This is a genomic window from Shewanella sp. 125m-1, from assembly GCF_052977065.1.
Map to the genome: position 1 here is coordinate 68,490 of NZ_JBRILT010000005.1, position 22,222 is coordinate 90,711.

At 42.8% G+C, this 22,222-nt stretch carries 20 protein-coding genes and 1 tRNA gene; 12 read left to right on the plus strand and 9 right to left on the minus strand.

Annotated features, from left to right (window positions below; genetic code table 11):
- Positions 1 to 76: 76 nt before the first annotated feature.
- Positions 77 to 715 (plus strand): sulfotransferase, encoded by a 639-nt coding sequence (locus ACVBIK_RS04125; RefSeq protein WP_447169167.1) that lies wholly within the window; start codon positions 77 to 79, stop codon positions 713 to 715.
- A 165-nt stretch (positions 716 to 880) separates the two neighbouring features.
- Here ACVBIK_RS04125 and ACVBIK_RS04130 read toward each other — a convergent pair.
- The 6 genes from ACVBIK_RS04130 to astE all read right to left on the minus strand — a co-directional run bounded on the left by ACVBIK_RS04130 (position 881) and on the right by astE (position 7,425).
- Positions 881 to 970 (minus strand) — tRNA-Ser (locus ACVBIK_RS04130).
- Positions 971 to 1,200: 230 nt separating this feature from the next.
- Positions 1,201 to 2,268, minus strand: a complete 1,068-nt coding sequence (gene nadA / locus ACVBIK_RS04135) for a quinolinate synthase NadA (protein ID WP_447159207.1) — start codon at positions 2,266 to 2,268, stop codon at positions 1,201 to 1,203.
- 129 nt (positions 2,269 to 2,397) lie between these two features.
- Entirely contained in the window at positions 2,398 to 4,035 is a 1,638-nt protein-coding gene (locus tag ACVBIK_RS04140; RefSeq protein WP_447162775.1) for a dihydrolipoyllysine-residue acetyltransferase, read from the minus strand.
- A gap of 9 nt (positions 4,036 to 4,044) precedes the next feature.
- The gene (locus ACVBIK_RS04145; RefSeq protein ID WP_447159205.1) at positions 4,045 to 5,022 is read right to left on the minus strand and encodes an alpha-ketoacid dehydrogenase subunit beta; all 978 of its coding nucleotides are present in this window, start codon (positions 5,020 to 5,022) and stop codon (positions 4,045 to 4,047) included.
- A 3-nt stretch (positions 5,023 to 5,025) separates the two neighbouring features.
- The gene (locus ACVBIK_RS04150) at positions 5,026 to 6,204 is read right to left on the minus strand and encodes a thiamine pyrophosphate-dependent dehydrogenase E1 component subunit alpha (RefSeq protein WP_447159204.1); all 1,179 of its coding nucleotides are present in this window, start codon (positions 6,202 to 6,204) and stop codon (positions 5,026 to 5,028) included.
- Between the two features lie 183 nt (positions 6,205 to 6,387).
- Positions 6,388 to 7,425, minus strand: a complete 1,038-nt coding sequence (astE, locus tag ACVBIK_RS04155; protein ID WP_447159203.1) for a succinylglutamate desuccinylase — start codon at positions 7,423 to 7,425, stop codon at positions 6,388 to 6,390.
- A 283-nt stretch (positions 7,426 to 7,708) separates the two neighbouring features.
- On the opposite strand from astE, the gene msrA reads away from it, so the two are divergent.
- Complete coding sequence (gene msrA / locus ACVBIK_RS04160; protein ID WP_447159202.1) at positions 7,709 to 8,188, plus strand: peptide-methionine (S)-S-oxide reductase MsrA; 480 nt, start codon at positions 7,709 to 7,711, stop codon at positions 8,186 to 8,188.
- 131 nt (positions 8,189 to 8,319) lie between these two features.
- Here msrA and pgm read toward each other — a convergent pair whose 3' ends face one another.
- Positions 8,320 to 9,960 (minus strand): phosphoglucomutase (alpha-D-glucose-1,6-bisphosphate-dependent), encoded by a 1,641-nt coding sequence (pgm, locus tag ACVBIK_RS04165; RefSeq protein WP_447169168.1) that lies wholly within the window; start codon positions 9,958 to 9,960, stop codon positions 8,320 to 8,322.
- Positions 9,961 to 10,037: 77 nt separating this feature from the next.
- Complete coding sequence (seqA, locus tag ACVBIK_RS04170; RefSeq protein WP_447159200.1) at positions 10,038 to 10,586, minus strand: replication initiation negative regulator SeqA; 549 nt, start codon at positions 10,584 to 10,586, stop codon at positions 10,038 to 10,040.
- Positions 10,587 to 10,862: 276 nt separating this feature from the next.
- On the opposite strand from seqA, the gene ACVBIK_RS04175 reads away from it, so the two are divergent.
- The 9 genes from ACVBIK_RS04175 to ACVBIK_RS04215 all read left to right on the plus strand — a co-directional run bounded on the left by ACVBIK_RS04175 (position 10,863) and on the right by ACVBIK_RS04215 (position 18,454).
- Entirely contained in the window at positions 10,863 to 11,621 is a 759-nt protein-coding gene (locus ACVBIK_RS04175) for an alpha/beta fold hydrolase (protein WP_447162777.1), read from the plus strand.
- Positions 11,622 to 11,718: 97 nt separating this feature from the next.
- Positions 11,719 to 11,940 carry a DUF2788 domain-containing protein gene (locus ACVBIK_RS04180; protein WP_012277330.1) on the plus strand — a complete coding sequence of 74 codons (222 nt, stop codon included), beginning with the start codon at positions 11,719 to 11,721 and terminating at the stop codon, positions 11,938 to 11,940.
- 11 nt (positions 11,941 to 11,951) lie between these two features.
- Positions 11,952 to 12,224, plus strand: a complete 273-nt coding sequence (gene ybfE, locus ACVBIK_RS04185) for a LexA regulated protein (RefSeq protein WP_012277331.1) — start codon at positions 11,952 to 11,954, stop codon at positions 12,222 to 12,224.
- Between the two features lie 57 nt (positions 12,225 to 12,281).
- A complete protein-coding gene (fldA, locus tag ACVBIK_RS04190) occupies positions 12,282 to 12,809 on the plus strand; it encodes a flavodoxin FldA (RefSeq protein WP_447159198.1) in 528 nt (175 codons plus the stop codon).
- A 145-nt stretch (positions 12,810 to 12,954) separates the two neighbouring features.
- Entirely contained in the window at positions 12,955 to 14,148 is a 1,194-nt protein-coding gene (gene earP / locus ACVBIK_RS04195) for an elongation factor P maturation arginine rhamnosyltransferase EarP (protein WP_447159197.1), read from the plus strand.
- 44 nt (positions 14,149 to 14,192) lie between these two features.
- Positions 14,193 to 14,753: an elongation factor P gene (gene efp, locus ACVBIK_RS04200; protein ID WP_447159196.1), complete on the plus strand. Its 561-nt coding sequence runs from the start codon at positions 14,193 to 14,195 to the stop codon at positions 14,751 to 14,753.
- 357 nt (positions 14,754 to 15,110) lie between these two features.
- Positions 15,111 to 16,325: a pyridoxal phosphate-dependent aminotransferase gene (locus ACVBIK_RS04205; protein ID WP_447159195.1), complete on the plus strand. Its 1,215-nt coding sequence runs from the start codon at positions 15,111 to 15,113 to the stop codon at positions 16,323 to 16,325.
- A gap of 187 nt (positions 16,326 to 16,512) precedes the next feature.
- Positions 16,513 to 17,100 (plus strand): 5'-deoxynucleotidase, encoded by a 588-nt coding sequence (yfbR, locus tag ACVBIK_RS04210; protein ID WP_447159362.1) that lies wholly within the window; start codon positions 16,513 to 16,515, stop codon positions 17,098 to 17,100.
- Between the two features lie 19 nt (positions 17,101 to 17,119).
- Positions 17,120 to 18,454, plus strand: a complete 1,335-nt coding sequence (locus ACVBIK_RS04215) for an anti-phage deoxyguanosine triphosphatase (RefSeq protein WP_447159194.1) — start codon at positions 17,120 to 17,122, stop codon at positions 18,452 to 18,454.
- A gap of 146 nt (positions 18,455 to 18,600) precedes the next feature.
- Here the strand turns inward: ACVBIK_RS04215 and ACVBIK_RS04220 are convergent, their stop codons facing one another.
- Complete coding sequence (locus ACVBIK_RS04220; RefSeq protein WP_447159193.1) at positions 18,601 to 19,224, minus strand: YchE family NAAT transporter; 624 nt, start codon at positions 19,222 to 19,224, stop codon at positions 18,601 to 18,603.
- 330 nt (positions 19,225 to 19,554) lie between these two features.
- On the opposite strand from ACVBIK_RS04220, the gene adhE reads away from it, so the two are divergent.
- Complete coding sequence (adhE, locus tag ACVBIK_RS04225) at positions 19,555 to 22,170, plus strand: bifunctional acetaldehyde-CoA/alcohol dehydrogenase (protein WP_447169169.1); 2,616 nt, start codon at positions 19,555 to 19,557, stop codon at positions 22,168 to 22,170.
- Positions 22,171 to 22,222 lie beyond the last annotated feature (52 nt).

Consider the following 22,222-nt stretch of genomic DNA (forward strand, 5'->3'; position numbering starts at 1 on the left):
ACCCTCACCCTGAGGCCTAGCCTAGAAAGCTAGGCCTGATAGTAGTTATCGCTTGAATGCGATATTTGGCAACATTATGAATAAAGTTTTTATTATTGGCCTTCCGCGAACTGGCACTACAAGTATCAGTGTTGCTATGCTCGATTATGGTTTTAAAGTCGCCCATACCGCATATACTAAACAGGCATTTCATTTAGCCGACATCATTTCAGACTCTCCCTGTTTTTGTGATTATCAACAACTGGATGGGCTCTTTCCCAACTCCAAATTTGTTTACCTTGAGCGTGATTTGTCGCAATGGGTTCCCTCTATGCAGATGCTTATCAATAAAATGAAGGCACAGCTGGATCTGAAAACGGGTACGTTTAACCCGATCCTTAAACGGACCTTTAACAATACGTTCGATCTTGCTATTGCAGAAGAACCTGATGATGCAGAGCACCTAAAAGCCTGTTACTTACGTCATCAACAACAAGTCATTCATTATTTCGATGGCCGTGATGATTTCATTCGTATTAATGTTAGCCATCAAGATAGCTTAACCCGCATGCTGAGTTTTCTCGGTATCGGATTCGAAGGCACGCCAAAGTTCCCCCACTTAAATATCGGAAAAAAAGTGGCTTGCTGGGCGGAGCATAAGCATCCGAATAAAGTGAATTCAAATAGTGCGGGGATCGAAAATAGAAAGTTTTTTGATTATGCAGCTAAACGATAAGCCCTTAACTAAACTGATTAAAAGCCCTGTTATCAAACTATTAGTAACAGAGTGAAAGTAACAGATAATTCGTAGCACAAAGAGTTACCGGTAGGTATATAGATAGACAGCTAAGTAACAGACAGCAAAAAGCCCGTTATCTTGCGATAACGGGCTTTTCTAATATGGCGGTGAGCGAGAGATTCGAACTCTCGTTAGGGATTAACCTAAACACACTTTCCAGGCGTGCGCCTTCAGCCACTCAGCCAGCTCACCGATGCATTATCTTTTACGTGTTTAAGCACCACGATTGCTACCAAAAATCTTTTACAATAATTGCTTAGCTACGGAGCGCTACTTTACTGAAAAGGCCTTATTGCGTCAAGCCAAATAGCGCTATTACTCTTCGTTTGCACAATTGATGGTCAATTAAAAGATTTACTCGACGAATAAAAATAAAATAGCCTGCTTTGCAGGCTATTTTATTTAAAATCAATTGCTAAAGTTTAAGCATTACCTTTAACTTTCATATTTAAAGAAGCCGCAAAATCCAGCATTCTATCCAGTGGTTTGAGTGCATCGAGGCGCAATTCATCGTCGACAAAGATCTCATGCGCACTCGCGTCTTTATTCTCTAACGCACTTTCAATTGCTTTGAGGCCATTCATCGCCATCCAAGGGCAATGTGCACAGCTCTTACAAGTCGCGCCATTTCCACCTGTCGGTGCAGCAATTAGCTCCTTGTTAGGGGCTGCCTGCTGCATCTTATAGAAGATCCCTTTATCGGTAGCCACGATAAACATATCGTTATCCATGGTTTGGGCTGCTTTAATCAACTGACTAGTTGAGCCAACTGCATCAGCGAGTTCTACTACGCTAGCGGGAGATTCTGGATGCACTAAAACAGCGGCATTGGGATGTAACTTCTTCAGTTCACGCAATGCTTTGGCTTGAAACTCATCGTGGACAATGCACTCGCCCTGCCACATCAACATTTCAGCACCGGTTTGTTTTGCAATATAACTACCTAAGTGGCGATCTGGGCCCCAGATAATCTTCTTACCTTCGCTATCGAGATGCTCAACAATTTCAAGTGCAATGCTCGATGTCACAACCCAGTCTGCACGAGCTTTTACTGCTGCGGAGGTATTAGCATAAACCACTACAGTATGATCTGGGTGAGCATCACAAAACTCGCTAAAGGTCTCAATTGGGCAACCAAGATCGAGCGAGCAAGTGGCTTCCAGTGTTGGCATTAACACCGTTTTGTCTGGACTTAGGATCTTAGAGGTTTCACCCATAAACTTAACGCCAGCAACAATTAATGTTTTAGCGGGATGATCACGGCCAAAACGGGCCATCTCTAATGAGTCAGAAACACAACCGCCGGTCTCTTCCGCTAAAGCTTGAATTTCTGGGTCGGTATAATAGTGCGCAACCAAAACCGCATCTTTTTCTTTTAAAAGCTGCTTAATTCTGGCTGTTGATTCAGCTTTCTCACGATCGGATAAAGGAGCAGGCTTGGGTGGAAAAGGATAGTCAATATTTTCGATAATTGGGGCGAATGCGCTCATAGTAAAACCAATGGGCAATAACAGATTAGCGGAATTATACGGAATAGTTAACAAATTTAAAACTACTACAGGGCTAATAGAGATAAAAAAGGCGCTATCACTAGCGCCATTTTATCACGTTGTTGATAGCTATCGCATAGCTAGCAACATTTCTTGTGGCTGTTCTAAATAGTGTTTCCACAAGTTACAAAAACGAGCAATGGTACCACCATCAATTACCCGGTGATCGCCAGACCAACTCACCTGCATGATCTTACGCGCTTCAACTTCGCCTTTCTCATTAAAGCGCGGTAGCATTTGCAGTTTACCTAAGGCGACTATCGCTACTTCAGGCTTATTAATGATTGGTGTTGCCACCGTACCACCCAATGCACCGATGTTTGAAATTGAAATACTGCCACCTTTAAGATCCGCTGGAGATACCCTGCCACTTCGTGCAGCATGAGTTAAACGCGTGATCTCAGTAGCGATTTCAAGAATCGTTTTATCTTGTACATCTTTTACATTAGGCACAAGTAGACCCACTTTAGAATCAACTGCCATGCCTATGTTATGGCTTGCAAGATAAGTCTGCTCAGTGCAGTCAGCATTAACTCGGCTGTTCATATCTGGAAATTGAGCCAGTGCCAGTGACATAGACTTCATAAAGAAAGGCATCATGGTGAGCTTGAGCTCGTCTGATGAATACTTTTTCTTCATGCTTTCACGTAGTGCAACTAAATCGGTTAAATCAAACTCTTCGCAATAGGTAAAATGTGGGATCGTTGATACAGAGTCCATCATCATTTTCGCCATCACGGCGCGTACACCTTTTATCGGCTCAACTCTATCGGCGTGGTTTTTAACCTGCAAGTTTTCAACCTGTGCGTGTTGAGCAACTGCCACAGTTTGCGCCGTTGCCTTAGCCGTGCTGACTGCGTCAGTGATACCTGACTGCATTGCCGCGCCGCCAAGGTGGTGACGCTCAATATCTTCCTTGTACACCCGGCCATTTTTACCAGAGCCACTCACCGTTGAGATATCAATATCTAGACTGCGAGCCAAACGTCGCACCGCAGGGCTTGCTAGCGCTTTGCCTTGTGGCACTATTTCATTTGTTGTTACTGATGCATTAGCAAGTGTATCGACGGTGCTAGTCTTGCTTGCATCAGTGACATTTACACTGTTTGCATCTGATACAACTTCAATGGCAAATAGCGGCTCATGCACACGTGCCAGCTGGCCTTTACGGTAATGTAATTTACTAATTTTACCGTTTTTTATGGCGGGTATTTGCACTAAGGCTTTATCGGTCATCACATCGGCAATAGGCTGATCTTCAACGACCATATCACCTTCGTTAACGAGCCATTCGACAAGTTCACACTCAACAATACCTTCACCGATATCGGGCAGTAAAAACTCTTCAATAGTCACACCTGCAGTGATCGCTACGGAAGGACTTGTTTGTACGGAGGCAGTTTCGACAAAGTTTGTGTCACTTATCGAGCTCTCGCCTGAAGCAGCGCTTGGCGTCACTTGCAGCTCTTCTGTTACATCGACAGAATAAAGCGGTGCGTGTACCAAAGCGATTTCACCTTTGGCGTAATGAAGCTTAGTAATAACACCGGCATTGGGCGCAGGAATTTGCACTAATGCTTTATCGGTCATCACATCGGCAATAGGTTGATCTTCAACAACACTATCACCCTCTGCTACCAACCATTCAACCAGCTCACATTCGACAACGCCTTCGCCGATATCCGGAAGGATAAAATCTTTAATCATGGCGGGCTCCTAAAATTTAACCGAAGCTTTGATTGCTTCAAACGTCTTTAACGCATCTGGCATATATTCTTTTTCATGGATCAAAGGATACGGTGTATCTAGACCACAAACACGGGCAATTGGCGACTCAAGGTACAAGAAACACTCTTCTTGAATTGTTGCTGCGATTTCACCTGCGAACCCACCCGTTAATGGTGCTTCGTGGTTAATCAGTAAGCGACCAGTCTTTTTTACTGATGCCGCGACAGTATCGACATCCCAAGGAGACAAGGTTCTTAAATCGATTATTTCACAAGAAATACCTTTTTTAGCCGCCATTTCAGCCGATTTTTCAAGGATCTCCATCTGAGCTCCCCAGCCTAGAAGCGTGATATCAGTCCCCACTTTCACGACTTCCGCTTTACCGAGTTCGATAACGTAGTCACCTTCGGGTACATCACCAACTGAGGCGCGATATAAGCGTTTAGGCTCGAAGAATATCACCGGGTTTTTATCACGAATAGAGGCGATTAATAAGCCCTTCGCTTGCTCTGGATTACGCGGCACAACCACTTTAAGCCCTGGTGTTTGAGTAAAATAAGCTTCTGGTGATTGCGAGTGATAGTGACCGCCTGCAATTCCGCCACCATATGGAGTTCTAAAGGTCAGCCCGCCCACATCAAACTCGTTACCACTGCGGTATCTAAATTTGGCACTTTCATTAACGATTTGATCAATTGCAGGAAAAATATAATCGGCAAATTGGATCTCAGCGACAGCCGTCATGCCATTTGATGCTAAACCATTGGCAAAGCCTGCTATGCCTTGTTCAGTTAACGGCGTATTAAAACAACGGTCGCGTCCAAACTTTTCTTGTAGGCCAGAGGTTGCTCTAAAGACCCCTCCAAAGTGACCGACATCTTCGCCAAACACTGTCATTGTTTCATCTGATTCCATTTCCGAGCTCAGCGCTTGGTTAATGGCTTGCAACATATTCATTTGAGCCACAGCTTATACTCTCCCTGCGCTTTTTGGATAGGATTCTGGATATTTTTTAACGTGTTCTTTCAGCTGTGCTAACTGTTTTTTAAGTAAAGGAGTTGGCGTATCGTAAACATCTTCGATGATGCTATCGAGATGAGGCGTGGGTATTTTTTCTGCCACTTTGAGTTCAGATAATACCTCTTCACGGTATTTCACATACAGATCGGCATCTTCTTGCTCATTCATCCAGCCTTTATTGATCATCCAAAGTTTGAAGCGTTTTACTGGATCGTGTTGTTGCCACTTTGCTTCTTCATCTTTAGAGCGGTAACCCGATGGATCATCTGAAGAAGAGTGTGCTCCCAAGCGATAGGTCATAGCTTCAATAAGTACTGGCGCGTTATGCTCTAATGCATAGGCACGAGCTTGTTGCGTTGCCGCAAGTACGGCCAACATATCGTTACCATCAACACGGATAGTATGCATACCGTAACCCACGCCACGACTGGCGATACCGTTACCTTTGAACTGCTCTTCTGTAGGTGTAGAAATTGCGTAACCATTGTTACGGCAAAAGAAAATAACCGGAGAATTTAACACTGCAGCCATGTTGAGGCCCGCATGGAAATCACCTTCAGAAGCCGCACCTTCACCAAAGTAACAGATAGCAATATTACGCTTACCTTGTCTTTTAAGGCTATAAGCCACACCTGTTGCCTGGGGGATTTGAGTTGCTAGCGGCGAAGAAATCGTTTGATAGTTAAGTGCTTGGCTGCCGTAATGGATTGGCATTTGACGGCCTTTACCAAAGTCTTTCTCATTACTGAACATTTGGTTCATAAATTGTTCAGTCGTAAAACCTCGGTAACGCAGCGCTGCATGTTCACGATATTGCGCTAAGATAACGTCGCCATCATCGAGGGCGGCTGTGCTACCAATAATAGAAGCCTCTTCACCAGTACAAGTCATATAGAAGCTAATTCTACCTTGACGTTGTGCGCCCAACATACGCTCGTCTAATACTCGGGTAAATACGCAAGTATCATGGATCTGTTTGGCTAGCTTTTCGTCTATTACAGGCAATACGGCGCCTTCATAGGCGGTACCATCTGCTTGTAACACTTTTAAAATCGGGATCGACAGTGAGTCTTTATCAAGAAAGCTCACGCGATGGACTGTTTCTGCATTCGTTGTTGCGTTGCTCATAATGTGCTCTTGTTATTGTTGGTGCCGCTAAACGACTAAATACGGCGCCTTGCTATTCTAATACGCGGGAAGAACATTACGTTAACGTAAACTAACTCTCAACACTTCCCATCATTGAAACCACAACTAAGCATGTCTGTGCATGTATATATTGGTTTACATGCACAGTTATTCAGTTTGAATTTAGTCCAATTGACTTTCATCGGCAGGCTTTAAACACAAAACCGTCCGCTGCCCTACAGGTACTTTTGCATTTGGAAAAACAATCGATTCAAACTCTTGTTCGATTTTGACTTCTTTGCCGCCCTCTTTCGCTAAGGTGTATCCTCGTGGAAAAGCAGTAAAGTTTTCAACATCGTTAGCGAAGCTAAATTCAAAATCATCAAAATGTTTATTTACCGAACGGCAAACTTGATACAGATTTAAGCGTTTCATATCAAAGTCGGGTAACTGTAGATCTTTGCCCGTCATTAATAGTGTTAGCATCTCTTTCATCGCAATAAAGCGCGTCATATCATTTTGCCCCATAGGAAACACCTTACCCAGTTCAATGGTAAATGCGTCGGCATGATAATTTTCAGAGGAGAAATAACTGAACGTTGTCGTTGGTTCGTGGTGTAATAAAATAGTATTTACACCGCAAGATTCGAGAAACATGATCTGTTGCTTACTGTATTTACGGTTGGCGCGATAAGGGTAAATAGCAAACTTTTCATGTTTAGAGGGGCGAATTGCAGTATGGAGGTCATAATGTATTCTGTGGCGTTCGCCTGATTGAGAAGCAAAAAACTTATCGATATAATGCTCAAGTTTTTGCGCTCTTACCCGCTCAGGATTACACAAGCCCTCACCACGAGAGTACGCGCCATTAAATAATCGATTGAGATTTTCATCGATAAAGCGCGTGCCGTTATGGATAGCCGGTGGATTACCAATAAGAAATAGTATTCGCTGTTTTAGCGCGATGTTCTCACCCAGTAGTTGTGTCATGAGATCATTACACAGTTCTATCGGAGCTGTTTCGTTGCCGTGAACCGCACAAGATAAGACAATATCTTTGGTGTGCTTAGCATTAATCGGCTCAAACATGATAACACCCGTGTCCCACACTTCTACTCGGATCTGATTATCAAGCTCAAACTCGAACGTTTCTGGTAAATATTGTGGATGTGCCAGGGTAAGCGCTAAAAAGTCCTTAGACTGTTTCAATTCGTGAAACACAAACTACTCCTTATTTGTTGGTACGTCAGCTTTATATTCCGAGAAATCATTAAGCAACAAGCATTTGTTTCTACGGCATTCTGAACTGATTCTGCCAAGGATAATAGCATATTTGCCCCTCTATTCGGGTACAGATTTTATCGAGATAGTATAACTAATAATCAACGAGTCTAATTTCTGCTTGCATAAGCCAAAAAAATAAAACAAGATAAAGACATCTAGCCATCCAAACGGCTACTAGGCAAAGTCATCAACATTCGAGAGCAGCACTAAGGGGTAAACTATGGCATTGGCAACATTCGGCGCAGGTTGTTTTTGGGGAGTTGAATATTTCTTTAGAGAAGTCGAAGGTGTCATTGATTGTACTTGCGGTTATATGGGCGGTAAGGATCAATACACTCGCTACCAGCAAGTAAAAACCGGCACAACCGGTCATGCAGAAGTCGTACAAGTTAAATACGATCCTGCCATTGTGTCGTTTGATGATTTGCTCAATGTTTTCTGGCAAAACCATAACCCAACTAGCCTTAATCAACAAGGTGGAGACATAGGAACGCAGTATCGAAGTACTGTTTTTTTCCACGATAAGCAGCAGAAACAACTGGCTGAGATCTCAAAACTGGCTTTGATTAAAAGCCAAAAATGGGGTGCGAGACACGTGGTAACTGAAATCGTCCCTTGCCAGCAGTTTCATCACGCCGAAGAGTACCATCAGAATTACCTCGCTAAGAACGAATTACCGAGCTGCCACATCAGCTACTAGTCATCGCCCCAACGCCAAATGAAGCAAAGGCGTTAACCCCAACATGCTCACTAATGCTTATAAACAGTAAAAGGCACCCGAAAGGTGCCTTTTTTAGTCATTACTGATGAGTATATTTTTTGCTGTATTTGTTACTTTAATGCTTGAGCGACAATCTGCTGCGCATCGTCTAACAGCTTAGCCAGATGGGCTTGGCTAACAAAACTTTCACCATAAAGCTTAAATAAGGCTTCGGTACCCGATGGGCGAGCGGCAAACCAGCCTTTTTCAGTGACAACTTTAATACCACCAATAGCAGCGCCGTTGCCCGGTGCATGGGTCAACTTTTGTAAGATAACGTCTCCGGCAAGGGTATTCGCCGCAATCGTATCTGCTGAAATCTTCGAAAACTTAGCTTTGTCTTCAAGGCTCACAGGGCTATCGATGCGTTGATAAAAACTCTTACCAAACTGCGCTTCTAGTTCATCGTATCGTTGTTGTGGTGTTTTACCGGTCACAGCCAAAATTTCAGCCGCTAACAAGCATAAAATAAAGCCATCTTTATCGGTACACCAGGTGTTGCCATCTGTTCTTAAAAACGCTGCGCCAGCACTTTCTTCACCGCCAAAAGCAAAATCACTATTGGCTAAGCCTTCAACGAACCACTTAAACCCTACTGGTACTTCAGACATCTGTTTATTGTGCATTTGACAAACTTTATCAATCATCGCACTAGATACTAAAGTCTTACCTATCACCATCTGTTCGGTCCAATGAGGTCGATGGGTCACTAGGTAATCAATCGCAACCGCAAGGAAATGATTGGGATTCATTAATCCACTGCCAGGGCAGACAATGCCATGACGGTCAAAGTCAGGGTCATTACCTAAACAAAGATCAAAATTATCTTTATGCTCTAAAAGACCGGCCATTGCATAAGGTGATGAGCAGTCCATGCGGATCTTGCCGTCTTTATCCAGAGGCATGAAGCTAAAACTTGGATCGACTTTGTCGTTAAGCACTGTGATGTCGATACCATAATACTTTGCTATCGGTGACCAATAGTGAACCCCAGAGCCACCGAGAGGGTCGACGCCCAAGCGGAGTTTCGCATCTGCAATCGCCTGCATATCAACGACCTGACTTAAGTCTTCAACATAAGGTGAAATAAGGTCGGCTTCTATTATATATCCACTATCAAGCGCGGCGCTGTATGGAGTACGCTTAACGCCCGCTAAATGCTTAGCAAGATATTCGTTGGCTCTGCCTTCAATCCAGGTGGTGATTTCGCCTTCAGCGGGTCCACCATGGGGAGGATTGTATTTAATACCACCATCTTGAGGCGGATTATGGGAAGGCGTTACAATGAGGCCATCGACTAAACCGTCTACTGGATTATTGTTGGCACAAATAATCGCATGAGACACCACTGGAGTCGGTGTGAAACCATCATTTTTATGAACCACAACGCTAACTTCGTTAGCCACTAACACTTCAACAACCGACATGGCTGCGGGTTGTGACAAGGCATGTGTATCAATACCTAATATCAACTTACCCGTGATATTGGCTTGCTTTCGATAATCAGCAACTGCTTGAGCAATGGCAACAATATGTGCTTCATTAAAGCTTTTTTGCATCGCACTTCCACGATGACCCGAGGTACCAAATGTCACTTTTTGAGTTACATCTCTCACATCGGGCGTTAAGCTATAATATAGGCTAACGAGTTTGGGGATATTGACCAAATCCTTTTGCTCAGCAATCAATCCTGCTCTCTTGTGTGTAGCCAATTACCCTCTCCTTTATTTACCGTGTTTTTAATGTCGTCACAGCAAGCTTATACATTTTACGTTAACGCTTTATGTCGTTAAATTTTTTCTATAATTTGAGCCACTTGCTCTTCATTCGTACCGAACTGCAGCAAAACTTCAGAAAGAATTGTGCGCTTTTTAGCGGTATTGTTGTTTGTCGTGACCCAGAAACCACTTTGGCCTATCTCTTTTGGATTTGCTGATTTACTGGCTTTTAACAGTGCATCTTTTGACGTCGCAAAGTATAAGCGGTCACGCCCTTGAATTTGTAACACCTGCTCAAATTGTGTCGTTGATGCTCTATAAACCGTATCTAGAATAAATAGAAAACGCCCTACCGCGCCCTTTTGGGCTGCCAACGCATCGACATCGATCAAACGGGTAAAATCAGAAACGGCCTTAGTTGCTACTTTAGCGACCTTTACTGGCTTAGGTGAAGAGTGCTCAAGACTCGGATGACTGATCTTTTCAGGTGCTTCTTGAACCACTGATTCAACTTGTAATCCCAATATACGGCGCAAAATATCCGAAGCGCTCTCGCCAATATGTTCAGTCTTGCTGGCGATGTGTCGATAAAGCTCTTCATCAACTTCGATATATTTCATAACGGTTATCTTCCTTAAGTAGAAAAGCGGATCGGTGTTCTAAAATGCAAAAAGATCGCATAACTGTCCCGAATTATCCGCCCAGTGTAGCGAGGTTTAGAGCCTTGATAAAGCGTCATTAAATGAAAACTGCGATCCAGAGGAGAAAGATCCTATTTACTAAACAAACAATGTTTACTTTTTAAGCGTTAATCACGGGTATGTGCGCTCTTTGTTGGATTTTAGCGTAAACCAAGGCACAATCTGCGCCATTCGATTCAAGTAAGTGGAAAGACAATGCATTATGTGACAAGCGGTCAAGGCCCCGTAGTTATCCTTATTCATGGTTTATTTGGTGATCTTGATAACCTTAAGGCTTTGGGCAAAGAGCTCGAGGCAAACTTTACCGTTGTTCGCATTGATGTACTCAATCACGGCAGTAGCCCCCAAGTAGCCAATATGAGTTATCAATCACTAGCCGATAGCATGGTTAACTTGATTGATGAGCTTAACTGCAAGGATGCGATTCTTATTGGACATTCTATGGGGGGGAAAATAGCCATGGCAACCGCACTCAGTTACCCAGAGCGTGTTAGCCAGCTAGTCGTTGCAGATATCGCGCCGGTAGCTTACCAAAGTCGCCATGACAAAGTCTTTACTGCATTAGCATCCATGCCATTATCAGAGATTAAAGATAGACGCCAAGCGCTCGCCTATATGCAATCTTGTGATATTGACGAGGGTACCGCGCAGTTTTTATTAAAATCTCTTGCTCGCACAGAGCAAGGTTTTATATGGAAAATGAACCTAGACGGCTTAAAAGCCAGTTACGCCGATATTATTGATTGGCCAACCTTTAATCACTCCTACCAAGGCCCTTGTCTATTTATACGTGGAGGGGATTCAGATTATGTGACGGCTGAACACAGACAAGCAATACTGTCACAATTTCCAACGGTTAAAGCCAAAACAATCGAAGGCACGGGTCATTGGTTACACGCTCAAAAAGCCAGCATTTTTAACCGTATAGTCAAAGATTTTATTACACAATGTTAAGCTGTTTTTCACCACAGAAAGCGGTAAAGCATATAGCCGCTTGAAAACTTATATGGTATATTCGCGCAACTTTTTTTAGCCTAGAAAGGAATGGCGAATGTTGATGCAGTATATGGAACAGATTGAAGCTCTCGGCTTAAACCTGTTTTTTGCAGCCATTTTCTTTTTTATTGGTATGGCCATTAGAGATGTACTCAAGCAAGGCAATGTGCCGACGTTTGGGCGAAACATTGTTTGGCTAGTTTTATTTCTCGGCTGCGCCGGGTTTATTGCAAAAGGGATTATACAGATGACCTGGGAAAGCTCAGGCATCGGGTAAATACGAACTCAATGGCAAAAGAAACATCAGATAGAACCACCATTGATCTGTTTGCAACAGAAAAGCGACGTGGTAGGCCTCGAAGCAATCCTTTGCCTCGGGACCAACAGCTTAAAATTAATAAAAGAAACCAAATTCAGCGTGATCGAGCAAACGGATTAAAACGAATAGAGTTAAAGGTGTCACAAGATTTGTACGACGCCTTGAATGAACAAGCTATGGCCAGTAATATCAGCCGTAGCCAACTAATCGAATCTATACTTCAAAAGCAGGTTAGTGACTAACCCACTTTTAAATGCACGCATACCATTAATAGTTAACTAGATATTAAAGGAACAACAATGGCAACTGTAGGTCTTTTTTTCGGGTCTGATACAGGCAACACCGAAGCCGTAGCCAAGATTATCCAAAAGAAACTGGGTAAAAAAATGGTTGAGGTAAAAGATATTGCCAAAAGTACCAAGGAACAAATTGCAGATTACGATCTGCTCATTTTCGGCATTCCAACTTGGTACTATGGTGAAGCACAATGTGACTGGGACGACTTTTTCCCTGAACTTGAGCAAATCAACTTCGAAGACAAATTAGTCGCAATCTTTGGTTGTGGCGATCAGGAAGATTACGCAGAGTACTTCCTTGATGCTATGGGCATGGTTAACGAAATCGTTGAAGCTCGTGGCGCGGTCGTTATTGGCCATTGGCCAACTGAAGGCTATGATTTCGAAGAATCAAAAGGTTTAGCAGACGACAAGCACTTTGTAGGTCTAGGTATCGACGAAGATCGTCAGCCTGAACTAACAGAAGAGCGCGTTGATGCATGGGTTAAGCAGATCTATGAAGAGATGTGTTTAGCTGAGCTTGAAGACTAAAGAATCACACCTTAAAGGTAATCATTTACTTTTAGCGTAATTCTATAAAAGCGGCATATTATTATGCCGCTTTTTTGTCTCATTAATAAGGCTCAATAGCCGATTTAACCGTCTCGCATTGAGCAGATAGAGTGAGTTTTGTAATATGACAAGTCAAAATAGCCCAGAACGTTGGGATATCTTTTGTGCGGTCGTTGATAATTATGGTGACATTGGCGTCACATGGCGACTTGCAAAACAATTGTCTGCAGAGCAACCTATTGCTATCACCTTATGGGTCGATGATTTAAAAAGCTTCTCACACATATTGCCCGCACTCGATCCTAACTTGATAAGCCAGGTTCATTTTGGTGTCACCATCAATCAGTGGTCTGAGCCATTAGCGATTTCTTATCAAGCCGGTACTGTGCTTATTGAGGCCTTTGCGTGTGAATTGCCTGAGTCTGTTAAAAACAACTTAATCGCCATCCATCAGGTATACAAACTCGATTCAAGTGCAGCAAAACCGCCTTTATGGCTTAATCTTGAATACCTGAGTGCAGAGTCTTGGGTAGAAGGCTGTCACGGACTTCCTTCGATGCAAGCCAGTGGATTGAAGAAATACTTTTATTTCCCCGGATTCACAGCTAAAACTGGTGGGCTCATTTGCGAAAATAAACTGTTTGAACAGCGCGATGCTTGGCAGCAAGACTCACAAAATCGGCACAATTTATTTGCAAGCCTCGGGCTTAGGGGCATAAGCCCTGAAGATAATGTCGTTAGCGTTTTTAGCTATGAGTCTGATGCGTTACTCGCTTTATGTGAAACATGGCAAGATAGCCAACAAACGATTCATGCTTTGTTTCCTAAGGGGCGGAGCCTTAATAGCTTACAAACAATACTCCCCTGCTCTATTGCAGAGCTCAGTGCAGGAATGCAGATAAAGCTTGGGAATTTAGTAATCCATATTTTGCCAATGACAGATCAAGAAGGTTACGATAAGTTACTTTGGAGCTGTGATTTTAATATTGTGCGCGGTGAAGATTCATTCTTAAGAGCCCAATGGGCCGCAAAACCCTTCATTTGGCACATATATGCACAAGAAGATGACTATCATCTAATAAAATTAGATGCCTTTATGCAGCTTTACTGTAATAATCTGCCGCCAGAATTAGCGATAAGCTGGAAAGCATTAAATCTTGCCTTTAATAAAGAACAGCAAGAACAAACAGCTAGCTACTGGCAAAAAATAAATTTAGTCGGTTTGCCACTGTTGCAGCACGCTAAACAATGGCCAATTGATGCAATAAATGATGTAGATCTTGTTTCTCGACTAGTTCAATTTGTCAAAAATAGCTAAGATACTACGTTTAAATAGAAAAACCTAAAATAGGAAATAGTGTAATGAAAACTGCTCATGAACTCCGTCCTGGTAACGTGATCATGTTAGATGGCAGCCCATGGGTTGTTCAAAAAACTGAAACAACTCGTTCTGGCCGTAACGCTGCAATCGTTAAATTAAAGCTTAAGCATGTTCTACAAGACTCTTCTACTGAAAGCACCTTCAAAGGTGAAGACAAGATGGAAGACATCATTCTAGAGCGTCTAGATTGTACATATTCATACTTTGCTGACCCTATGTTTGTATTCATGGATGCTGAATACAACCAGTACGACGTTGAAGCAGAAAACCTTGGCGATGCAGCAGCATACATCGTTGACGGTATGGAAGAAAATTGCCAAGTTACTTTCTACGAAGGCAAAGCAATTTCAGTTGAACTACCAACTTCAGTGGTACGTGAAGTGACTTACACTGAGCCATCTGCTCGTGGTGATACTTCAGGTAAAGTAATGAAGCCAGCGACCATCACTGGCGGCGGTACATTAAGTGTTGCTGATTTCGTGAAAACTGGTGACATGATTGAAATTGATACTCGTACTAACGAGTTCAAAAAGCGCGTTTAAGTTTTTAAACATTGCTTTAAAAAAGCCAGCGTATATACGCTGGCTTTTTTATTGGCTGTGTCTTGTCCTGAAATGAGTTTGCTCATACTGAAGTCCGATCAAGTTAACAAATTAATCAATTAGTTTTTATATGGTGTTAGTAGTAGAACAGACCAAACTTAGCACTGCCAGATTGGTACCGGAACAGTGTAAAAATCTAAATATGAATATCCGGCAGCTGATAATTGAGATCATATACTTTTTAACGCCGTCAAATTAGTGATTTAATCCTTTATTTGTCGATTGAAATTAGCTATTGTGCCTGCAACTAAGTCAAAGGTATGTTTGGCTAAAATTTTCAGCATTTTCGAGGTGTAGATGCGCCCTATTATCAAATCCAATAAATTAGATTCTGTTTGTTATGACATTCGCGGTCCGGTGCATAAAGAAGCCCGTCGACTAGAAGATGAAGGTCATCGAATTCTAAAGCTTAACATCGGCAACCCTGCCCCATTTGGATTTGAAGCGCCTGAAGAGATCGTTCGTGATGTTATTCTGAACCTACCAAGTGCGCAAGGATACTGCGAGTCCAAAGGACTATTCTCAGCACGTAAAGCGATTGTGCAGCATTATCAGTCTCAAGGTATTTTCGGTGTTGATATCGAAGACATCTATATCGGTAATGGCGTATCAGAACTGATCGTTATGGCGATGCAAGGCCTACTTAATAGTGGCGATGAAATACTGGTTCCGTCACCTGATTACCCTCTATGGACCGCTGCTGTACACCTTTCTGGTGGTAAAGCGCAGCATTATCGCTGTGATGAAGAGTCTGACTGGTTCCCTGATCTTGAAGATATCAAGAGTAAAATTACGCCTAGAACCCGTGGTATCGTTCTTATCAACCCGAACAACCCAACGGGCGCCGTTTATTCAAGAGAACTGATCCTTGAAGTGATTGAACTATGCCGCCAAAACGATATGATTTTGTTTGCTGACGAGATCTACGACAAAATTCTATATGATGAAGCTGAACATATTCCTGCAGCAAGTCTCTCTGACGACATCTTAACGGTCACTTTTAACGGTTTATCTAAAGTTTATCGTGCTGCAGGTTTCCGCGTAGGCTGGATGATGCTTACAGGCAACTTAAAATCGGCTAAGAGCTATATCGAAGGCTTGGATATGCTTGCATCTATGCGCCTATGCGCAAACGTACCAAGTCAGCACGCGATTCAAACAGCATTAGGTGGTTATCAGAGCATCCAGGAGTTAGTACAACCTGGCGGACGCTTGCGTGTACAACGTGACGCCTGTGTTGAAATGCTTAACTCGATTCCGGGTGTGAGTGTAAAAACGCCTAAAGGCGCATTGTATGCCTTTGCAAAGCTGGATCAAAAGAAGTTTAATTTACGTGATGATGAGCGTTTGGTTCTCGACCTGTTAAAAGACCGCAAGATCTTACTCGTACAAGGTTCAGCCTTTAACTATCCAGAGCCTGATCATGTTCGCGTCGTTTTTCTGCCTCATAAAGAAGAGTTAACTAAGGCGCTGTCGGAATTTGGCGACTTTTTAGGAAACTATAAGCAATAGCACTTAAGCTAAGTGAACTAAGTGGACTAAGTGAACTAAGTGAACTAAGTGAACTAAGTGGACTAAGTGGCTAATCAAATTATTATTTATAATAACTAGATAGATAAAACGACCCTCGGGTCGTTTTTTTGTATAACAACTATGCTAATCTGAATTCATTGAAGTATACATGCCTACAAGGAATGCGATGAGCCACTTATTTGCCCACCTAGCTAGAATGAAATTAATTCAACGCTGGCCACTCATGTACAATATTAGAACTGAAAATGTTCAAGAACACTCTCTTCAGGTCGCAATGGTAGCGCATTCACTTGCTTTAATTAGCAACAAAAAATTTGATGGGAAGTTTGACCCATACCAAGCTGCAACCATCGCCATATTCCATGATGCCAGCGAAATATTAACTGGCGATCTGCCAACTCCCGTTAAGTATTTCAATAAAGAAATAGAAGCTGAATATAAAAAGATTGAAGCGATTGCTGAGCACCGTTTGCTTGAAATGGTGCCAGATGAGTTTAAAAGTGATTATCAGGCCTTGCTCACCAGTGAGTATGCCGATCCGCAATATAAAGCACTGGTGAAGTCTGCTGATACCTTGTGTGCCTACCTTAAATGCCTTGAAGAAAAGCGCGCTGGAAATACCGAGTTCAACACCGCGCAAAAGAGACTTGAACACAGTATTAATAATGATCCTAACCCTGCAGTCAGATACTTTGTTGAATGTTTTATTCCTAGCTTCACTCTCGATCTCGACGATATTAATAAACTGCTTTAACACCTTTTGAGGTTCGACTATGACACACTCGGTTTGGAATGAAAGACGTTTAGGGGAAGATAAACTTAGACGCAATGATCATCGTAGTCCTTATCAGCGTGATCGTGCCCGGATCTTGCACTCTGCCGCTTTTAGGCGACTTCAAGCTAAAACTCAAGTACTTGGTGTGGGCATGAACGATTTTTATCGTACTCGGCTGACACATTCGTTAGAGGTGTCTCAAATAGGTACTGGCATTAGGGCACAGCTTAAGCAAAAACAGCCTGAGTTCAATCCTCTACTCGATTCTATGAGTTTAATCGAATCCTTATGTTTAGCTCACGATATTGGCCACCCTCCTTTTGGACACGGAGGTGAAGTCGCCCTCAACTATATGATGCGCGCCCACGGTGGCTTCGAAGGGAATGGACAAACTTTTAGAATATTAACCCGCCTAGAACCCTATACCGAATTTTACGGCATGAACCTTTGTAGGCGAACCTTACTTGGGATCTTAAAATATCCCGCGCCTTATTCACAACTTTGTCGAGCACAATCAATTGAATCTGTCCAACATTTTAGGCAACTAAAGCCATCTCAGTGGCCGCCCGTAAAAGGTATTTTTGATGATGACCTAGAGATCTTAGATTGGGTATTAGCACCGCTTTCTAAAGAGGACAAACAGTTATTTCTGTCTAGCTATACTGTCAGCGAGGGTCAGCACAAACGAACCCGATATAAATCACTTGATTGCTCAATCATGGAGCTAGCCGACGATATTGCCTACGCGGTGCACGATTTAGAAGATGCTATAGTCATGGGCATTGTCAGCGAACATCAGTGGAACAACGACGTCACTCAAGTGCTGTGTAATAGCGAAGATGCATGGCTAAAAAATGAGTTTGCCACAATAAGCCAACGCTTATTCTCTGCTAAACATCATCAACGTAAAGATGCAATTGGCACCTTAGTCAATGGTTTTGTCACCGCAATAGCAATCAATGAAATCGAAGGATTTACTGAGCCTTTATTAAAATATAATGCAGCATTAGAGCCAGCATTTGATGCTGCGCTTAACGTGCTAAAACAGTTTGTATTTAAGTATGTGATTAGAAAGCCTGAGATCCAGATGCTTGAATATAAAGGACAGCAGATTGTGATGGAGCTCTTTGAAGCCTTTATTTCAGATCCAGAGCGCTTGTTGCCACTCAATACCCAAGAACGTTGGCTTGCCAGTGAAAAACAAGGAGAAAACAGTCATAGAGTGATAGCTGACTATATTTCAGGCATGACAGACGAGTTTGCCGCCAGATTGCATCAGCACCTATTTAGTCCAAAATCGGGTTCTATGATGGAGCTTAATTGCGAGTTTTAGTCCTAGCTTATGCTCTTACTAATTACGACCATAACCTGCTATTTTGTTGTTGATTAGCTCATTGATTAAAACTTACAAGAAAGGCACTCATCGAGTGCCTTTCATTTAGTATACCTATGCAACTTTAGCTATCTATTAGCTCGTTATTAGCCAGGATAAAAACCTTTAACGCCTGCGGCTATCACTTCAATACCAATAGACAACATTATCAAGCCCATTAAACGGGTGATCACGTTAATGCCAGTATTACCGAGTAATTTAAAAATTATCGGCGCCATTCTAAACAGCAAAAAGCTCAATATACCAAACACTATGATGGAAATTGACATGCCGATAAGGTTTTCTATGCTGCTATGCTCAGCAGAAGAAACAATCACAGAACTGATCGCACCAGGGCCAGCCATTAATGGCAGCGCTAATGGAACGACGGCGACCGAGTCCATAGCCGAGGCTTCTCGTCCCTCTTCCTTGTTCCGTTTCACTTCACCCAATTTACCTTGAAGCATCGACATCGCAATGATGGCAATCAGCGTACCGCCTGCGATCCTAAACGCTGACAACGAAATACTAAACAGATTTAGTATGTGTTGCCCTGCAAATATCGTTACCAGTAAAATCACCACAACAGCGAAGTTAGCAACCTTGGCCGTTTGATTACGTTCAACTTCAGTCTGATGACTGGTTAGGCTCACAAAAACCGGTAATAAACCAAATGGATTAATTATCGCGACTAAGCCGAGAAAAAATTTAACATAGAGTGTTAAATCCAACGTCTTATCCTCAACGCGCCCAAGGCGTTATCTGTTCTAAAAAATGTTGCGCTACTCTAACTCATGACCCTAAAAACAAAAAATGAGATTTTCTATCCTGAATCACAACTTTGAATAAAATTTTCTAATTAATTATTCAAAACTCTGACCCAAAACCGCAACAAGAGTTGGTTAAGTTAGTTGTAAAATTACAGATTGCCCCGAAACTGTGGCATTCATCACGGCATAGCCGTGCTTTTGCGTGTAATTTTTCTTCATCAAATGGATTTTAGAGCACCGGAGAATGTTTAGCCAAATACGGTTTGGCTAAATTTTTTCAGGATTGCGATTATGACTGTATCAAATGAGCAAGAACTCAACCTCCTAGTAGATAAAGTGCGAACGGCGCAACTGGCGTTCGCTAACTACTCTCAGGAACAAGTCGATAAGATTTTCAGAGCCGCCGCCCTTGCCGCTGCAGATGCGCGGATCTCCCTTGCCAAGATGGCTGCAAGTGAAACTCAAATGGGAGTCATTGAAGATAAAGTGATTAAAAACCACTTTGCCTCAGAATATATCTATAACAAATATAAAGATGAAAAGACCTGCGGGATCCTATCAGAAGATCCTACATTTGGAACCATCACCATTGCCGAGCCAGTCGGTATTATCTGCGGCATAGTGCCAACAACAAACCCAACTTCTACCGCCATTTTTAAGGCGCTGATCAGCCTTAAGACTAGAAACGGCATTATTTTCTCCCCGCATCCCAGAGCAAAAAATTCAACAACCACAGCTGCACGTATTGTATTAGACGCTGCGGTAGCTGCTGGTGCACCTAAAGATATTATTGGCTGGATAGATGAGCCATCCGTGGCATTATCTAATCAATTGATGACCCATAAAGAGATCAATCTTATTCTTGCGACAGGCGGACCAGGAATGGTAAAAGCCGCCTACTCTTCAGGTAAACCCGCTATTGGTGTCGGCGCAGGTAACACGCCAATTGTCATTGATGAGACAGCTGACATAAAACGTGCAGTCAGTTCTATTTTAATGTCCAAGACCTTCGATAACGGTGTAGTTTGTGCTTCAGAGCAAGCGGTTGTCATTGTAGATGAGGTTTACGAAGCGGTTAAAGAGCGTTTTGCAAGCCATGGCGGTTATATATTAAATGCCGAAGAAACTGCTGCTATGCAAGATGTTATTTTAAAAAATGGTGGGCTAAATGCCGATATCGTTGGTCAAAGCGCCGCGAGTATTGCCAAGATGGCTGCAATAGAGGTGCACCACACCACTAAGGTGCTCATTGGTGAGGTATCTGATATTGATGAAGCTGAAGCTTTTGCTCATGAAAAACTATCACCACTACTTGCTATGTACCGAGCAGCAGATTTTGACGATGCAATGGATAAAGCTGAAGCCTTAGTCACCCTTGGGGGCATTGGGCACACATCGGGTCTGTATACCGATCAAGATACACAAATCGAAAGAGTTAAGGCCTTCGGTTTTAGAATGAAAACCGCGCGCATTTTAATCAATACCCCAGCTTCACAGGGCGGGATTGGCGATCTATATAACTTCAAGCTCGCTCCATCGTTAACCTTAGGTTGTGGCTCTTGGGGTGGTAACTCCATTTCAGAAAATGTCGGCCCGAGCCACTTAATCAATAAGAAAATGGTCGCTAAGAGAGCTGAAAATATGTTGTGGCACAAACTTCCCTCTTCTATTTATTTCCGCCGTGGTAGCTTACCTATCGCTCTAGAAGAGCTCAGCGATAACAAACGTGCGCTTATTGTAACGGATAAATACCTGTTCAATAACGGTTACTGTGATGAGACCATCAAGATTTTAAAAAGCCAAGGGGTTGAAACTGAAGTCTTCTACGAGGTAGAGGCCGACCCAACCATGCAGATTGTTAAACAAGGTGCCAAAGTTGCTCAAAGCTTCCAACCTGACGTCATTATCGCCTTAGGCGGTGGTTCGCCAATGGACGCCGCTAAAATTATTTGGGTAATGTATGAACATCCTGATGTTGATTTTGCCGACTTAGCACTGCGCTTTATGGATATTAGAAAACGTATTTATAAATTTCCTAAATTGGGTAAGAAAGCTAAAATGGTTGCTATACCAACAACATCTGGAACAGGCTCTGAGGTGACTCCTTTTGCCGTAGTAACAGATGAAAAAACGGGTATGAAGTATCCGATTGCCGATTATGAGTTAACCCCAAACATGGCAATCGTTGATCCGAATCTGGTAATGGATATGCCAAAGTCACTCACGGCCTTTGGTGGCATAGATGCGGTGACCCATGCATTAGAGGCATACGTGAGTGTAATGGCTAACGAATATAGCGATGGTCAAGCATTACAAGCACTAGACTTACTGTTTAAGTATCTGCCTGATGCCTATGAACATGGTGCAAATGCGCCAGTGGCTCGCGAAAAAGTACATAATGGTGCAACCATTGCCGGAATTGCGTTTGCCAATGCCTTTTTAGGTATTTGCCACTCTATGGCTCACAAGCTAGGTGCAGAGTTCCATTTAGCCCATGGCTTAGCCAATGCGTTACTTATCACCAATGTGATCCGCTTTAACGCAACAGATTTACCCACGAAACAGGCAGCGTTTAGTCAATACGACAGACCTAAAGCACTCTGTCGTTATGCAAAAATTGCAGAATATTTAAAACTTGAAGGCGCTACAGGCGAAGGCATTAGTGATGAGGAAAAAGTCGAGGCACTGCTTAAAAAAATTGATGAGCTCAAGGAGACGATTGGCATTCCACGCTCGATCCAAGCAGCTGGCGTCAACGAAGCCGATTTTATCGCAAAACTTGACGAGTTAGCAGAAGATGCCTTTGATGACCAATGCACCGGCGCAAACCCGCGCTACCCATTGATTGCCGAACTTAAGCAAGTATTGCTCGCTAGTTATTATGGTACTGATTACACAGACGATTAAACTAAGCTATCAAGTTAGCTTAAGCGCTTAATAACTCATCATAAAAGCCCTC

What these genes read in the sequence shown, in the direction of transcription:
- ACVBIK_RS04125 (WP_447169167.1), top strand. Translation starts at nt 77, where the DNA reads ATGAATAAAGTTTTTATTATTGGCCTTCCGCGAACTGGCACTACAAGT.
- nadA (WP_447159207.1), bottom strand. Translation starts at nt 2,268, where the DNA reads ATGAGCGCATTCGCCCCAATTATCGAAAATATTGACTATCCTTTTCCA.
- ACVBIK_RS04140 (WP_447162775.1), bottom strand. Translation starts at nt 4,035, where the DNA reads ATGATTAAAGATTTTATCCTTCCGGATATCGGCGAAGGCGTTGTCGAA.
- ACVBIK_RS04150 (WP_447159204.1), bottom strand. Translation starts at nt 6,204, where the DNA reads ATGAGCAACGCAACAACGAATGCAGAAACAGTCCATCGCGTGAGCTTT.
- msrA (WP_447159202.1), top strand. Translation starts at nt 7,709, where the DNA reads ATGGCATTGGCAACATTCGGCGCAGGTTGTTTTTGGGGAGTTGAATAT.
- seqA (WP_447159200.1), bottom strand. Translation starts at nt 10,586, where the DNA reads ATGAAATATATCGAAGTTGATGAAGAGCTTTATCGACACATCGCCAGC.
- ACVBIK_RS04175 (WP_447162777.1), top strand. Translation starts at nt 10,863, where the DNA reads ATGCATTATGTGACAAGCGGTCAAGGCCCCGTAGTTATCCTTATTCAT.
- ACVBIK_RS04180 (WP_012277330.1), top strand. Translation starts at nt 11,719, where the DNA reads ATGTTGATGCAGTATATGGAACAGATTGAAGCTCTCGGCTTAAACCTG.
- ybfE (WP_012277331.1), top strand. Translation starts at nt 11,952, where the DNA reads ATGGCAAAAGAAACATCAGATAGAACCACCATTGATCTGTTTGCAACA.
- fldA (WP_447159198.1), top strand. Translation starts at nt 12,282, where the DNA reads ATGGCAACTGTAGGTCTTTTTTTCGGGTCTGATACAGGCAACACCGAA.
- earP (WP_447159197.1), top strand. Translation starts at nt 12,955, where the DNA reads ATGACAAGTCAAAATAGCCCAGAACGTTGGGATATCTTTTGTGCGGTC.
- efp (WP_447159196.1), top strand. Translation starts at nt 14,193, where the DNA reads ATGAAAACTGCTCATGAACTCCGTCCTGGTAACGTGATCATGTTAGAT.
- ACVBIK_RS04205 (WP_447159195.1), top strand. Translation starts at nt 15,111, where the DNA reads ATGCGCCCTATTATCAAATCCAATAAATTAGATTCTGTTTGTTATGAC.
- yfbR (WP_447159362.1), top strand. Translation starts at nt 16,513, where the DNA reads ATGAGCCACTTATTTGCCCACCTAGCTAGAATGAAATTAATTCAACGC.
- ACVBIK_RS04215 (WP_447159194.1), top strand. Translation starts at nt 17,120, where the DNA reads ATGACACACTCGGTTTGGAATGAAAGACGTTTAGGGGAAGATAAACTT.
- adhE (WP_447169169.1), top strand. Translation starts at nt 19,555, where the DNA reads ATGACTGTATCAAATGAGCAAGAACTCAACCTCCTAGTAGATAAAGTG.